Origin of the sequence: Burkholderia sp. WSM2230, from assembly GCF_000472445.1 — a bacterium.
Classification (GTDB): Bacteria; Pseudomonadota; Gammaproteobacteria; order Burkholderiales; family Burkholderiaceae; genus Paraburkholderia.
On sequence record NZ_AXAJ01000002.1, the window covers coordinates 221,629 to 236,146 of the forward strand.

Below are 14,518 nucleotides of genomic sequence, written 5' to 3' on the forward strand. Positions count from 1 at the left end.
GCCGACCGTATGCCGGGCGGCCGCATAGACGCTCCCATTCCCGGACCTGAGAGTCCATTGCGAAGCGCTCGCTTCGTCCCTGGAGAAAACAAAGATATGGCCGCTCTGAACCGATTTTCTATTAAAGCGAGGCTGATAGCCGGCTTCGGCATGTTGTCCGTGATCGTGGTTGCGGTTGCGGGACTCGCGCTGAAGTCGCTCGCCGATTCCACCGATGGTTTTTCGAACTTCGTGCGCGGCATCAACGCGCACGCCGACATGGCGGTTCAGGTGCGAACCGCCGTGGATCGCCGCGCGATTGCGGCGCGCAACCTCGTGCTCGTCGTGAAACCCGAGGACCTCGAGATCGAAAAAGCGCAGGTCACGCGCGCCCACGAAGACGTCGCGGCGAATCTCAAGAAGCTGAACGAGATGGTCAAGGACTCGGGTGCGACCGAGAAGGCGCGCAGCCTCGTGGCGGAGATCGATCGCGTGGAGGCCGCTTATGGACCGGTCGCGACCGACATCGTCAATCTGGCGCTCGCCAACAAGCGGGACGAGGCAATCGTCAAAATGGACGATCAGTGCCGGCCGCTGCTGGCGGCACTGATTCGAGCGACGGACGCGTACGCGGACTACACGCATGCCCGGCAGGAACAGATGATTGCCGACTACGCAGCGCGTTACGAGAACCGGCGCGCTCTGCTGATCGCGATTTCGCTGTTCGCGGTCGCGCTTGCGGCGGGTGCGTGCGTCGTGATTACGCGCGCGGTGAGCGGGCCGTTGCGCGTTGCGATCGACGTTGCGCGGACAGTGTCGGAGGGCGACTTGCGCACGCGCATCACCATCGACGGTAAGGATGAAACCAGCAAACTGCTCGGCGCGCTGCGCGAGATGAACGAGCGTCTCACGACGATCGTCGGACGCGTGCGCGACGCGAGCACCAGCATTGCCGGCGCGGCGCGCGAGATCGCCGCGGGCAACATGGACCTGAGCCAGCGCACGGAACAACAGGCCGCGTCGCTGCAGGAGACGGCGTCGAGCATGGAACAGCTCACGTCGACGGTGAAGCAGAACGCAGATAACGCTCAGCAGGGCAGCATGCTGGCCGCGAACGCTTCGTCTGTTGCGCAAAAAGGCAGCGCGGTGGTGGGCCAGGTGGTGAGCACGATGCAGGAGATCAGCGACAGTTCGACGAAGATCGCGGACATCACCGGCATCATCGAAGGAATCGCGTTTCAGACCAACATTCTTGCGCTGAACGCGGCCGTGGAGGCCGCGCGCGCCGGCGAACAGGGACGCGGCTTTGCGGTGGTGGCAAGCGAGGTGCGCAGCCTCGCGCAGCGCTCGTCGAGCGCGGCGAAGGAGATCAAGGAACTGATCGCGGATTCGGTGGACAGGATTCGCGACGGCTCGTCGCTTGCGGGCGAAGCGGGCAAGACCATGACCGAAGTCACGCATGCGGTGGCGCGCGTGACGGACATCATGTCGGAGATCGCGGCGGCCTCGGGCGAACAGAGCCGCGGCATCGAGCAGGTGAACCGCGCCATCACGCAGATGGACAACGTCACGCAGCAGAATGCGGCGCTGGTGGAACAAGCGGCGGCGGCTTCGCGGTCCATGGAGGAGCAGGGGCAGCAGTTGAGCGAGACGGTGGGGTTTTTTAGGGTGGGGGTGGGGGGCTAGGGTGCTGGCTTCTGTGGCCCATGCCGCTCGTGATAAGGCCGCGGCCGCACCGCCGTGGGTGTCAGGGACGAAGCGGCCACCCGGGCTCGAACGTTGACGGCAACAAAAAACCCCGTAAGCCTTGATCTCACGGGGTTTTTGAAGATTTTCCGGACCTTCTTGAATTTCTTTATGTATTTTTGGTGGAGAGGAGGAGGATCGAACTCCCCTTCACTTTAAAAATCAGTGACTTACAAATGCGCATGTAGCAGCGGTGACAGCTGAGTGTAGCAAACTCCCTCCTTATTAATCGGCGCAATTGCGGCTTTGCGCGCACGTGCGCTATGACCTAACCTCGATTCTGTAGATGGCTTGTCCCGCAAGCGCGCCGCCAAGCCAATCAAGACGGAAACCGAAAGGAGGACCTGTCATGTACCAACGAAATTCGGACCGCACAGGGCACGCGGCTTCGTCAATAGGTCACGAGGCGGCGAGTCATCGACGTGACTACGATCGTGAGCGTGACGAGGTCCGGATTCTGCTTAAAGGTCTGTCTCCTACAGCAGTAGCCCTGTGGCCTACCGTGGCGAGACAATTGCGCGATGCTGGCGTGCTGGATGCCGTTGACTCTAGCGCTTTAGCGTCCTACTGCGAAGCGTTCGCCCATTGGTCACAAGCCGCTGACCGACTGGCCGAGATGCTCATTGAGTTTGGAGTGAAGGCGGGTTGCCGTGCCCGAGAGCACACTAATGCCTCTCAACGTTTTTCGCAGCAAATCGGCCCAGCCTCTACAGATATTGTGAAGGAGGAGCCGATGCGGCGAGCGGCTAACGCAATCATGCGTCGGGTGGAGGTAGAGAGGGAAACTGGCTTAGCTCGTTCAACAATATATCAGCGGGTGAGAAACGGTACTTTTCCGGCACCGGTAAAGCTTGGCCCTGGCGCTACCGGGTGGCGTGTCGCCGAAATTGAGGCTTTCCTAACATCGCCGGCCAACTATAGGGCAGAAACCGCAGATGACTAGCGGTTGTATGGCGGTGCGTTCTACGAAGCACACACAAGAAAACGTGCTTCGTTTGTGAATGTCCGCCGCAACGGGTAGGTGTCCATCAAACGATATAATTTTACCTTCGCGACTCAGACGGCCAATAGGGGTGCCTATATATGGGCTAGGCACACGCCTGCGCGCGCACGACAGTTTTGGTTTTCCTGGGCGTAGGCGGGGCCTTGGTTTCCGCGCGCAAATCAGAAGGTTTTTTTGGACAAAGCAATAACGTGCGGTGAACTTGACGGAGTCCAGAGGCGAAGACCGCGCAATTTTTCCTACCCCCCACCCCTTTTGGCATGCCCTCAGGCTTGCGTATGGGCACGTGGCGGACCTAGTGGGCGGCGGGTAATGGGTGGCCTTGCCAAATGGCGCGAGCGACTTAGGCGAGCTAAATCTAGGATTGCTATTGGTTGTGCATGCAACGGGGTAAGTAATGCGTAGGGAAGGCAAAAGACTGCGGGCCGAAGAATGGTTGCAATGGGACCGAGAGGATTGGGGCGGCGCGCAGATGCCCACAGAGCCACCAGCCGCAGTCAAAACCGGAGCGGCGAACCAATTGGCGAAAGTCGTTGTGAGGCGATGGCTACACAAGCCCCAGGAAGGGCTATGGGGATGCATGATCGCAATAGACAGCCTGCAGCAGCAATGGGCGGTCCAAAAGCGCTTAGCGGACAGAGCAGCATGGCGTAAGCACTTTGCCGGGAAGAAGCCGCCTGAAAAGACCGAGTGGCCGAAGGGAGCAAACGCACGGAATCACACGCATTGGAAATGGATGGAAGCCCGAGCGAATGAGCATGTGTGGCGGGCGGAGATGGAAGCCCGAGAAGTAGCACACAAGGCATGGGAGCAGGAACGAAGAACGGAGGAAGTAGCCGATACCCACCCGTGGGCGCACCGTGCTGATATCCGTAGCGCTTGGAGTTTGCAGGAGAATCGTTGGCGGGAGGCGGCGGTGTGGCGGAGCATTGTGTACGCATGCTGGCGAGGCTCCCGCCTTGGAGTGACAGCGTGGCCGGTTTGGATGCGCCCGCAGACAGCTGGGAAGAAAGGTAAGCCGCGAGCGCTGCCACGGGTAGATGAGCCGCTAGACCACAAGCACCCACAGGGGCGCAACAGGCGATTGCGGGAGGTGTTTGAGGGGCTGCCAAAGCGGGCAGATCAGGAGGCGGCGGTACGAGTTATGACCGTGACAACGGGGAGCGCGCCCGAATGGATGACGCCTAGGGAAAGTGACCCACCTAGACGACCGGGCAGGCCAAAAAAGGTGGCGGGAGGGGGCTCGGGAAAGTTGGGCGAACGGGAAGCGTCGGAATCTGCGGAGACCGCCGTCCCCACGTCGAAATAATTCGCCGTGAGACGTAGTATCGGTCGCGCGGCTGCGCAACCGATATGGTTGGCCGGCCGAGCGACTTCACGCACCGCTCCGAGATCGAATTGGCGGCGCGGGCGAAGCGACAAAAGCTATAATATTGGATCAAATGGATAACAGGAATCATTGGCGGCTGAATGCCTACGAGAAGCGGGAATGGGTAACGGTATGTTGGCTCGCAAATCGCAGCAAGTGCCCGATATGTAAGATTGCCAAGCCACGGCAATCAATGGTCAGTGACCACTGCCATAAGACGGGAACACCGAGAGCGGCGCTGTGCAGCCGCTGCAATGGCGGCCTCATGGTTGGTGCGATTGAAAGAGGGCTAACGGACGCGGATATCGTCGCCATGAATGCGAGCGTAGAGCAAGCGAAATTCTATGGTTCCGGCGCACTGCCAGCCGAGACGACGCGCCGCCAACTGCCAAGGGCGAGGGCATACGTCCGGGCGTGGTCAGCGGCGTCCGGCGCGCACGAGGGTTGGAGGAAAGACTGGCGACTCAACGAGCGAGAAACGCTCAAGAACCGTCCGAACAAAGTTGTCCTGGCTGCGTGGTTCGCGATGGCGGTGGCCGCGCTGCGCCGTGCGGGCGCGGAGGCGGCAGATTTGGGACTCGGTGAGCGCGAACCCCTAGTGATGCTCTTGCGTTGCGGCGCCGCACGCTACCGGGACAAAACGGAGAGCATACAAGTAACCGAGGTGGGATCGGGAAACTTCTGCCTAAGCGTACAGGCCGGACAAATACAGGATGCGGCTCAATAGGGTATACCCTGCTGATCCATCGACTTGCGGTCGACGCGATGGCTCAGTAGGGTTGACCGTACGTGAGCTAGCGGCTAGTATTGAGCCGCTAATTCAAGTGAGCCAGCGGGCCATGCGCAAACTGTACTACGGTCGTATCTCCACCACGGACGGGCAATCTGCCGCCAGCCAGTACGCAGACGCGACGGCACATGGTGTGAGCGAGAAAGATGTTTTCGTCGACGAAGGTGTGAGCGGCTATCATGTCGCCCCGGATCAGCGGCAGCAATGGCAACGCGTAGAACATGACCTGCGCCACGGCGGAGTCCTGATTGTCCGCTGGCTCGACCGGATCAGCCGACGCTACGACGAACTGCACCGCACAATGCGTCGCCTTATGGATATGGGCGTGCGGGTTGAGTGCACGCTCAACGGAATGAGCTTTGACGGAGGTGCGACAGACCCGATTGAGAAGGCTACGCGCGATGCAGTGCTGGCTTTTATGGCCGCGCAAGGCGAAGCCGACTACAAGAACCGGGCCGAAATGCAACGCCGAGGTGTGGCGATTGCCAAGGCTGAGGGCAAGTACACCGGGAGGCAACGCGCCGCCGACTATGCCGAAATTAAAGGCTGGCGGGCCGAGAATGGGGCGACGATCGCGCAGACGGCAGACCGCTTCGGCGTAAGCATCGCCACGGTCAAGCGCGCATGCGCCGAGTGACCCACCGTTGGTTGCGGGGCGGAGCCGCACCGGTTTTCCACCTTCCAAGCGAGCGTCAACGTTCCGCCCGGGGGACTATGCATACTCTCTATAAGAAGCAGCACGCTTGCGTTACACTTTGCGCCTAATTATATCGACCTCGTGCGCGAGGTGGATTTCACCATCAAAATTTAATTCGAAAATTTATTGCATCGGCCACCATGATTGATTCGCTTTCATCCGAGCGGGACGTAGAAGTTAAAGTAATCACTACTCTTTTTAGAGAAATTCTTGGCTACTCTGAAGAAGAGATGCGCTGGGCAGTGCCGGTGAAGATGAATTTTGGTAGAGAGGTTAAGACCAAAGCGGCTGATCTGGTTATTCAAAGGCATGGAGAAACCCTTGTCGTCGTAGAAGCAAAAAAACCAACGGAAGCCATTTCGGGCGCGACAGGCCAGACTGATTCGTATGCATTTGCTTTGCAGTCGCCATTCAGCTTCATAACCAACGGAAAAGAGTATCGCCTTCGAGCGTATTACCACGGTAACAAGCGCGTTGATCTTATCAGTGACGCCATTGAAACTCTCAATAAAAAAAGTTTTTCCAAGCTCATCAAATTAATTGGATCGAAGGAAATTTCCGGAACGACTTCGGAGGCGGCTGGATCGATTCAAGAGCCTGACGCAGAAAAGATTCGCGACTATAGAAGATTTTTTAAGGGATTGCACAATTCCATAAGAGACGGCGACAAACTCGATCCAGCCGCCGCCTTTGATGAGTTAAGCAAACTGCTTTTGATGAGCGCAGCTGATGAGGCCTTAAACGCTCTGAATTCGAAGCATAAACGACTTACGGCCGAAGATGTAGAAAACTGGTTGGTGACGTCGCATAAGAAAGCGACCAGATCGGTAAATATCCATTTTAAGGAAGTAGTGCACTCCGCATTTCCGCTGCTTTCGGACGAAACCTCAGAAATCAATCTCTCACCTGAAACAATCGCTGTCCTCCTCAAAAAGCTTGAGCCTTTCAGCGTGAAAAGTGATGATGTGGATGTTAAAGGCCGAGCTTTTGAAGAATTTTTGCCGTCGCAATTAAGAGGCAAGGGACTAGGCCAGTATTTTACCCCTCGGCCTGTCGTTAACTTTATGTGTAGCCTCGCGGAAGTTTCGTTGAATGACGTAGTTCTTGATTTCGCTTGTGGGTCTGGTGGCTTCCTCATCAAAGCCTACGAGAAGATGAAGAGCGAAGTCGAAGTATTGCCGGCCGGGACGATTAAACGGCTTGGCACGACTCGTCATGCTCTCCTCGAAGATATAAAGGTTTCACAGATATTTGGCATTGATGCTGAGCCCCGAGCAGCAAGAACGGCACGGATGAACATGCTACTGTGGGGCGACGGTAAATGTGTGGTTCGCGGTAATGCTCTAGCGTTCGAGGATTTTTCCGGAAATCCCTATCAAGTGACAGAGTACGATGAGAATGTGGAGGGCAGCGGGTGCACGTTGATACTTGCCAACCCGCCCTTCGGCGCGCGTGAAAAAGACACCAAGATTTTATCTCATTACGATTTTGGTTCGCGCAGGAAGATAAAGGCGTCGCAGAAAACTGAGGTTCTTTTCGTCGAAAAAGCGCTTCGCTTGCTGAGACCAGAAGGTAGGCTTCTAATCGTCCTCCCTACCGGGCTGCTGAGTGCAGGTTCCTACGCGGATCTACGCATGCAAATACTAAAGAATGCATGGGTGAGAGGCATAGTTAATTTACCAACTCACACATTTGTTCAATCTGGAATACCTACCGTTAATACCGTGGTGCTGTATCTTCAGAAATACACCCAAAGTGTAAAGAATTTTATTGATGACCAAAAAATAGACGATAACTTCGCCGACTTTAAGTCACTGCTTTCTAAGAATCCACAGTATGATTATGAAATACTTATGGCGGATTCAGAAAATGTGGGAAGCGAATTCGGCGGAGATAAGACAAAGAACGGCAGTGAACCAAATGATCTGGATCAGATCTTACAAGATATTAACGATGGCTCCGACGGAAATTTGGAAGAGTTAGATATATTTGATTTTGCCGAGCGCCTTTACGGAATCAAGAGTTTCAGACGTCGCGACCAATCGCTCAGGGGCGCGAGAGAAGACGGTAAGGTGTTATTTAAAATGCGAGCCAGCAAGCTGATCGGTAGAATGGATCCCTCGTACTATGTATTCCAAGAAAAAATAAAGCATTTTGAAAGTCACATGGAGCCTATAGGCCAAAGAGTAAAGCCGGTATCAGATCGATTTCGGCCGAAGACGGCTAAGGAGCTAGACGCAGAGTATTCGTTTTTATCCATATCAAGTGATGGCAAAGTGACAACTCGCGAGGTGGTGCGGGGGGAAGATATTCTGACACCCCAAAAGAAGGTTGAGGCTGGTGATATCATTTACAACCCAATGCGCATTAATATCGGTAGCGTCGGTGTTATCGATGAAAGTCAAGCTGGGGGACTGATAAGTCCGGATTACCATGTCGTACGGCCTGATGGAATCGATGCAGAATATCTTATCGGGCTGCTGCGAACTCCGTTCTATAAGTTTTATATTGATATTGTTACTACGGGATCTATCAGAGACCGCCTATACCCTCAGGACCTTCAAAAATTGCTGATTCCTAAGACTGACGCTTCAAAACGGAAGCGAATCAAAGATCTTCAGAACGCTATTGCGGATGAAATAGACGACTCTCAGAAAAAGGTTTCTGAGTATTCGATCGATTTAAATGAAGCCGTGCGACAGATGCTTCCCAAGGTTTGAAGTTACTTCCGTTTTGGAACCCCTCTCTGTCGGCCGCATTCGCGCTTCCTGCTGCAATTGCGGCCGACCTCTGCTTACCGCGAATCTAGCGCGCGAGCGCAGGCGGTTTTCGACATACCGCTCTCCGTTCCGGACGCAGACTAGACGAGAAATGGTAAGATCAGCAGCGCAAGCGGCTTACCCATTAACTAGCAGAAATCGAGCGGGGTAGAGGTTTGAACAAGAAAAATACGTACCGCATTATCTTGGGTGCGGAGGACTGGAGCTTATCGGACTTCTACACGTTCCCGCATTTGCTAGAACAGTGTTATGCGTGGCTTTACTGTCTCGATTACAAAACTCATACCGCATTAAGTAACGAGAAAAATCCTCTTTCTACCTACCCTTGGGCAGGTGGCTATAGCGTCGTCCATGCATATGCACTGTTTGACAAGCAGATTCATGCTGATGACCGTCCGATGATCGCGGGTATCAAGAAGACATCACCCGGATGGCTTGACCTAGCATCCAATGTCGCCGTCATTTATAAGTTGGCCGCCGCCCTGCCGGTTGTTGCCGGAGCGGTCCCTTCGCTGCTTTTCGCTGCCAAGAAGGCGTACAAGTTGATTACAGAAATCAACGAAATGCGCCGAAAAAACCGGGATGCAAACCTGAAAGCGACGGCAGCTCAATTGAAATCGGCTCACGCCATTTCGGTGGAACTGGCCAAGGGATTGGGTTACAAGAACCTCGAAGCGATGGACGCCATCACCGGGAATGAAGAGATCTCGATGAAGCTTTTGATGGCCCACTACCGTCGCATGACGCATCTGCTTGAGTTTGTACAAAACGGCAAGGCGACGTTTCCTACTGAAGAGTCACCGCACGAGAAGTAACGCGCCTGTTGAGCCAAGCGCGGGTTAGAGTCGGGCTGTGTATGCGCGTGCATCAGATAGGTAGCTGGAGACCAGGTACGCGAATACGGGATACAGCGTCAACAAGCGGCGCGAGGGGATACGAAAGGCCCCCGTATCGGCGTGACACCTTGCCGCTACTGTGGCCCGATAGCGCATCACTCACATCCTCATGGGTGCCGGCATTCCGGCATAAGTCCTTGAACAGGTGGCGGAAACTGTGGAACACCATTTTTTTGTTCTCGACTCTGCAGACATGCCTTAGTTGCTTGCTGAACCATTTGGACCAGTTCCCGGACTCCGAACCTTTACTGTCGGGCTTGAGCTTATCGAAGACGCGGAATTTGCCACGCTGACTGGCGACGTAATCCAAAAATCCACGTGCCAGAAGTTCCGGATGGAGGGGAACACGTCGGATGCTGGTAGCGTTCTTCACTCCCTGCCCCGCCCCCTCATCCGTTATCCGCAACACCCAACACTTGTGCGACTCCCCGTTGGCCGTGCCGTAGGTCTCCTCAAAGATGTCTTCGGGTCGCAACTGACACAATTCCTCGATCCGAGCACCTGTGAACAGCCCAAGTAACGGTAACCAATACGCCGCCTCCCCAGCACCGCCCTCCGGACGTTCTCCTTTGGTATAGATCGGAGTGGAAAATATCGCTTGCAGCGCGGGAAGATCGAAGGGTAAGCGTGCTGCCCGTGCGTTCTTTCGCTCCCCCACCCTTACACCCTGTGCGGGATTGGAAGTGGCCTGCAGATTCGCCACAGCAAAATTCAGGAGCGCGCGTAGCATGGTCAACTGCTTGTCGGTATTAACCGGAGTTTGACCGGATTCCAGCAATTTTTCTTTGAAGGCGACCACGTGGGCGCGTGAGATGCTCGCGACAGGAATACGTCCCACATGCTCGTAAAACCGCCTCACAACCAAATCAGCGGCATTAGTTGTGCGCACATCGGGCGTCCGTTCCTTTGCCCATTGCCCAACCAAAGCAGCAAGATGACCGGCGGAAGGACTGGATGAAGTCATTTCCAGTGCCGTCTCTCTAACCTGCGATAGTCGAACGACCGGCGAGCTTGCTGCTACTGGCGGCGTTGGCACAGTGCCGGTTTCGGCCCATAGACGGCGCAGCGCCTCTTTTGCTTCCTCGATACGTTCCTCGCGAGCCTCATCTTCAAGATCCAGCCGAGCTATCTCGTCATGGCCTTCATAGGCTAGCCATTCCTCGTGTGCTTCCACGGCCTTTTGCTCTGCAGCGGTAAGTACACGGCGCGGCGGTGTCGGGACATATTTACTTGCGGCGAAATCAAAGTCATATCCGGGAACAAGGGGCCACACATAGCCGCCCCGCTCCGGATCGTAGACCGGCTCCGCTGGGGGCACAGGGGAAAACGATTCCTGACGTACGCGATCAAACTCGCGATCCAGTCTTACGCTTTCTTCGCGGACGAGCTTACGTGCCTCAAGGGGATCGGACGTGCCTAGAGCCTTAACGATCTCTTTCCGGCCTTGGTATTTGGCCTGCAGGTCGAGGGGAATTTTACGGCGGATGTAGTAGCGACTACCGCGCTTCAGAAGATGATTTGTCATGAGCTTACGAAAGGGTGGTGTATGTTACACCGGCTGCCGCACCTTCGTAAGTCATTGATCCTGCTGATTTTTCAAGCCAATCAACAGGTTGGAATGGTGGAGAGGAGGAGGATCGAACTCCCGACCTTCGCATTGCGAACGCGACGCTCTCCCAGCTGAGCTACCCCCCCAACATTCGACCAATTCTAGCACAGGCATTTTCCGTTTTGCCAGGCCACAAACCGCGACAAAACCTCCCGCCCAAGCTCACTTCGCGGGCGCCCCCGCCAGCACCCAATCGACCACCGCGCGAATGTCCGCATCGCTCATCGACTGATGCGCGGGCATGGGAATCATGCCCCACACGCCCGAGCCGCCGTCCTTCACCTTGCGCGCCAATTTAGCAGGCGCGGCCGCATCACCCTTATACCGCGCAGCGATCTGTTGAAACGACGGACCGACAAGCTTGCGATCCACCGCATGGCAGCCCATGCACGCATTCGCGCTGGCGACGCGCTGACCGCGCGGTGCATCGGCAGCAAACGCTGCGGGGCCGAACAAGCCCGCCGCCGCGCTCAACGTCAACTCCATCAGAACTCCGGCAACCGCACGCTTCATTGCGTCGCCTTCGGATTGCCCGGATGCACCGCGTTCGAGTTCGTGACCGGCGCCGGCGCCTGCTGTTCAAGCGGCCGCGCGCTCACCGACGAGTCCGGAATCGCTCCCACCGTCGCCGCACTCGCCTCCGGCTGCGATGCGGCGACTGGCGCCGTGGCCGCAGCAGCGGCCGCCGCCGCGGCTTCCTGCGGCTGGATGTACTGGAACACCTTCACGACCTGCGCGACGCCCGGCACGCGGCTCGCCACGTCCGCACCGCGATTGCCTTCGTCCATTGTGACGAGGCCCATCAGATACACCGAACCGCGCTCGGCGACGACTTTGAAGTCATTCGCCGAAATATCCTTCTCGGCGATCAGCGCAGTTTTCACGCGCGTCTCGAGGTACGTGTCATTCGTGCGCGACGAGAACGAGCTGGCCGGCATGATCGCGAGTTCGTTGACGATCGTATTCACGTTGTTCAGCCCGCGTACGATGCTCTCGGCGCGCTGCTTCGATGCGTCGCCTGCCACTTCGCCGGTCAGCAGCACGCGACGATTGAACACAGTCACGTTCACATGCGCGGAGTCCGGCAGGTTCTGGCTGATCTGCGAGAGCGCCTTCACCTGAATCTCGCGGTCTTCGGTCTGCGCGCCGAGCGTGCGCCGGTCGGTCGCCATCAGCGCGCCGCCGCCTGCCGCGCCCGCAACGGCGAGAAAGCAACCCTGCAACGTCGCGGACAATCCCGCCGCGAACCCAACCACCAGCACGGTTCTCACCAGTGTCTTCTTGACGCGGAATACGCTCATCAACTAGCTCTCCTTCGGATCAATCTCAGTCTTCGCCCAGCAACATGGCATCGATGCCGTCGCACAGACAATGGATGGTCAGCAAATGCACTTCCTGGATGCGCGCGGTGCGATCCGAGGGCACGCACACGTGGATGTCGGTGTCGCTCAACACTTCCTGCATGCGTCCGCCGCCCTTGCCGCTCAGCGCGACGACGATCATTTCGCGCTCGTGCGCGGCTTCGATCGCGGCAAGCACATTGGCGGAATTCCCCGACGTGCTGATCGCGAGCAGCACGTCGCCGGGCTGCCCGAGCGCCCACACCTGCTTCGAGAAGATCTGCTCAAACGAATAGTCGTTGGCGATTGCGGTGAGCACGGAGGTATCGGTGCTGAGCGCGACGGCCGGCAAGCCAGGCCGCTCGCGTTCGAAGCGGCCGATCAGCTCCGCGGCGAAATGTTGCGCGTCGGCCGCGGAGCCGCCGTTGCCGCAAGCAAGAATGCGATTGCCGTTGGCAAGCGCAGCGAACATCGTGTCGATCGCTGCGGCGATCGGCATCGACAACGCTTCGAGGGCTTCTAGTTTGACTGCCGCGCTATCGCGGAAGTGTTGTTGAATGCGTTCGACTGACATCGAGTCTCTATCTTCTACCGCTTGTGAGCCGCAATGCGCGGCCATGTTGTGAAGTCGTGTTCATGAAGTTGCGCGGGCCGCGTTGCTGCGCGCCGCGAACTTTGGGTGCAACGCGTTACGTGAACAGGTGGCCCCGGAACACCTCGCGACATGCGCCGTCGTGAAGTGCGTCGCCTTGTTGCGCTGCCTGTTGTCCACCGCCCCGTAGCTCGCACGCGAGCGCAAGTTTATCGCACTAACACGCGTTCTCCGTGCATTGCGTCAGACTTCGTCGGCACGGAAAGCGTCGCGCAACCAGACGAGCCGCCCGGCTTCGAAAGCAATCACGTCGAAGCGGCAAGCGGGCTGCGGACCTGCGCGCGAAACCTGGGTGGCAAGGTAATGCTGCGCGGCGCGCACGATCCGCTGCCGTTTCTGCCAGCCGATGCTGGCCGCCGCGCCGCCATACTTGCGTTGCGCGCGCGCCCGGACTTCGACGAACACCAGCGCACCGTCGCGCTCGCGCATGATCAGATCGATCTCGCCGCCGCGGCACGACACATTGCGCGCGACCAGACGCAAGCGCTGGCGCTGCAAAAACTCCTGCGCGCGTAGCTCGAAAGCCGCGCCGACGAGTTTGGACCCCGCCTGCCCGGAAAAGTTGTCGGGCGGAACGGCACACGGCTTCGGCTTCGGCCTGGGCGCGGGCTTCGCGCGAGTTGCGCTCTCAACAGGCACGCCGCCCGGAGCGTCTGCCCCTGCGTGGCACAATGACGGCCTCGTTCCGTCCGTTTGCGTTTTCTGCCTCATGACTCCTCTCTTCGAACTCGCGCAAGGACAGCAGTACCCCGCCGCCGCGCTGTATGTGGTGGCCACGCCAATCGGCAATGTCGCCGACATCACGCTGCGCGCGCTGCATGTGCTGGGACTCGTGGATCGCATCGCCGCCGAGGACACCCGCAACACTGGTCAGTTGCTCGCGCGCTATGGCATTTCGAAGCCGCTGATCGCGGTCCATCAGCACAACGAGCGAGCTGCCGCGCAACGCATCGTCGAACATCTGCAAGCCGGCGAGCGCGTGGCCTATGTGTCGGACGCGGGTACGCCCGGCATTTCGGACCCGGGCGCAAAACTCGTCGATGCCGTTCGCGAAGCGGGTCTTGCCGTGATTCCGCTGCCGGGCGCGAATGCGCTTGCGACGGCGCTGAGCGCAGCCGGCGATTGGGTCGCGACGTTCTCGTTCCTCGGTTTTCTTCCGCCCAAGCCGAAGGCGCGTGCCGCCACGCTGCAATCGCTGGCCAGTCATCCGCACGCAATGGTGTTCTACGAAGCGCCGCACCGCATCGTAGAAACAGTGCAGGCGTTGGCCGATGCATTGGGCGGCGAACGAAAGCTGCTGATCGCGCGAGAACTGACGAAGTTACACGAAGCCTTGCATTGCGGCACCCTGGCCGAAGGGCCAACGTGGCTCGCCGCCGATCCCAACCGGCAACGCGGCGAGTTCGTGCTGGTGGTGGAAGGCGCGCGACAGGAAGCGGCCGGCGAACACGATCACGACGCGTTGCTGGCAACCCTGCTGGAAGAATTGACGGTAAGCAGCGCGGCGAAGGTCGCGGCGGCGATCACGGGCGCGTCGCGCAACGTGCTCTACACGCGCGCGCTTGCGCTCAAGAAGGACGAGGAGTAACGCGGAAACGGCGGCGCTGCAAATCTCGACATTTCAGTCGCACAGCCGCACGAAAACAAGAAGGGCCGC

12 protein-coding genes and 1 tRNA gene are annotated in these 14,518 nt (G+C 57.9%); 7 read left to right on the forward strand and 6 right to left on the reverse strand.

Going from position 1 to position 14,518, the window contains the following annotated elements; translation table 11 throughout:
• Positions 1 to 96 precede the first annotated feature (96 nt).
• From A3AC_RS29070 to A3AC_RS0106510, 6 genes are all read left to right on the forward strand, one after another.
• Complete coding sequence (locus A3AC_RS29070) at positions 97 to 1,665, forward strand: methyl-accepting chemotaxis protein (protein ID WP_035474844.1); 1,569 nt, start codon at positions 97 to 99, stop codon at positions 1,663 to 1,665.
• 409 nt (positions 1,666 to 2,074) lie between these two features.
• Positions 2,075 to 2,668, forward strand: a complete 594-nt coding sequence (locus tag A3AC_RS31210) for an AlpA family phage regulatory protein (protein WP_156924580.1) — start codon at positions 2,075 to 2,077, stop codon at positions 2,666 to 2,668.
• 1,502 nt (positions 2,669 to 4,170) lie between these two features.
• Entirely contained in the window at positions 4,171 to 4,824 is a 654-nt protein-coding gene (locus A3AC_RS31270) for an endonuclease domain-containing protein (protein WP_035474846.1), read from the forward strand.
• A gap of 112 nt (positions 4,825 to 4,936) precedes the next feature.
• Positions 4,937 to 5,524 (forward strand): recombinase family protein, encoded by a 588-nt coding sequence (locus A3AC_RS0106500; protein ID WP_025597979.1) that lies wholly within the window; start codon positions 4,937 to 4,939, stop codon positions 5,522 to 5,524.
• Between the two features lie 200 nt (positions 5,525 to 5,724).
• On the forward strand, positions 5,725 to 8,304 hold the full coding sequence (locus tag A3AC_RS0106505; protein ID WP_025597980.1) for an N-6 DNA methylase: 2,580 nt from the start codon (positions 5,725 to 5,727) through the stop codon (positions 8,302 to 8,304).
• 215 nt (positions 8,305 to 8,519) lie between these two features.
• The gene (locus A3AC_RS0106510; RefSeq protein ID WP_025597981.1) at positions 8,520 to 9,179 is read left to right on the forward strand and encodes a hypothetical protein; all 660 of its coding nucleotides are present in this window, start codon (positions 8,520 to 8,522) and stop codon (positions 9,177 to 9,179) included.
• A gap of 52 nt (positions 9,180 to 9,231) precedes the next feature.
• Here the strand turns inward: A3AC_RS0106510 and A3AC_RS30625 are convergent, their stop codons facing one another.
• From A3AC_RS30625 to A3AC_RS0106540, 6 genes are all read right to left on the reverse strand, one after another.
• Positions 9,232 to 10,785: a site-specific integrase gene (locus tag A3AC_RS30625; RefSeq protein WP_025597982.1), complete on the reverse strand. Its 1,554-nt coding sequence runs from the start codon at positions 10,783 to 10,785 to the stop codon at positions 9,232 to 9,234.
• Between the two features lie 94 nt (positions 10,786 to 10,879).
• A tRNA-Ala gene (locus tag A3AC_RS0106520) sits at positions 10,880 to 10,955 on the reverse strand.
• Positions 10,956 to 11,031: 76 nt separating this feature from the next.
• Positions 11,032 to 11,382 (reverse strand): c-type cytochrome, encoded by a 351-nt coding sequence (locus tag A3AC_RS0106525; RefSeq protein WP_025597983.1) that lies wholly within the window; start codon positions 11,380 to 11,382, stop codon positions 11,032 to 11,034.
• Entirely contained in the window at positions 11,379 to 12,170 is a 792-nt protein-coding gene (locus tag A3AC_RS0106530) for a BON domain-containing protein (protein WP_025597984.1), read from the reverse strand. The genes A3AC_RS0106525 and A3AC_RS0106530 overlap by 4 nt, the downstream gene beginning before the upstream one ends.
• Positions 12,171 to 12,195: 25 nt before the next feature.
• Positions 12,196 to 12,783, reverse strand: a complete 588-nt coding sequence (locus A3AC_RS0106535; protein WP_025597985.1) for a phosphoheptose isomerase — start codon at positions 12,781 to 12,783, stop codon at positions 12,196 to 12,198.
• A 261-nt stretch (positions 12,784 to 13,044) separates the two neighbouring features.
• Positions 13,045 to 13,533, reverse strand: coding sequence for a YraN family protein (locus A3AC_RS0106540; RefSeq protein WP_025597986.1), 489 nt, complete (start codon positions 13,531 to 13,533; stop codon positions 13,045 to 13,047).
• Between the two features lie 37 nt (positions 13,534 to 13,570).
• Between A3AC_RS0106540 and rsmI the strand changes: the two genes are divergently transcribed.
• Complete coding sequence (gene rsmI / locus A3AC_RS0106545) at positions 13,571 to 14,449, forward strand: 16S rRNA (cytidine(1402)-2'-O)-methyltransferase (protein ID WP_025597987.1); 879 nt, start codon at positions 13,571 to 13,573, stop codon at positions 14,447 to 14,449.
• The last annotated feature ends 69 nt before the right edge of the window (positions 14,450 to 14,518 follow it).

Excerpts from the sequence above, each read along its gene's own strand:
- A3AC_RS29070 (WP_035474844.1), top strand. The coding sequence starts at position 97 with ATGGCCGCTCTGAACCGATTTTCTATTAAAGCGAGGCTGATAGCCGGC.
- A3AC_RS31210 (WP_156924580.1), top strand. The coding sequence starts at position 2,075 with ATGTACCAACGAAATTCGGACCGCACAGGGCACGCGGCTTCGTCAATA.
- A3AC_RS31270 (WP_035474846.1), top strand. The coding sequence starts at position 4,171 with ATGGATAACAGGAATCATTGGCGGCTGAATGCCTACGAGAAGCGGGAA.
- A3AC_RS0106500 (WP_025597979.1), top strand. The coding sequence starts at position 4,937 with ATGCGCAAACTGTACTACGGTCGTATCTCCACCACGGACGGGCAATCT.
- A3AC_RS0106505 (WP_025597980.1), top strand. The coding sequence starts at position 5,725 with ATGATTGATTCGCTTTCATCCGAGCGGGACGTAGAAGTTAAAGTAATC.
- A3AC_RS30625 (WP_025597982.1), bottom strand. The coding sequence starts at position 10,785 with ATGACAAATCATCTTCTGAAGCGCGGTAGTCGCTACTACATCCGCCGT.
- A3AC_RS0106525 (WP_025597983.1), bottom strand. The coding sequence starts at position 11,382 with ATGAAGCGTGCGGTTGCCGGAGTTCTGATGGAGTTGACGTTGAGCGCG.
- A3AC_RS0106530 (WP_025597984.1), bottom strand. The coding sequence starts at position 12,170 with ATGAGCGTATTCCGCGTCAAGAAGACACTGGTGAGAACCGTGCTGGTG.
- A3AC_RS0106535 (WP_025597985.1), bottom strand. The coding sequence starts at position 12,783 with ATGTCAGTCGAACGCATTCAACAACACTTCCGCGATAGCGCGGCAGTC.
- rsmI (WP_025597987.1), top strand. The coding sequence starts at position 13,571 with ATGACTCCTCTCTTCGAACTCGCGCAAGGACAGCAGTACCCCGCCGCC.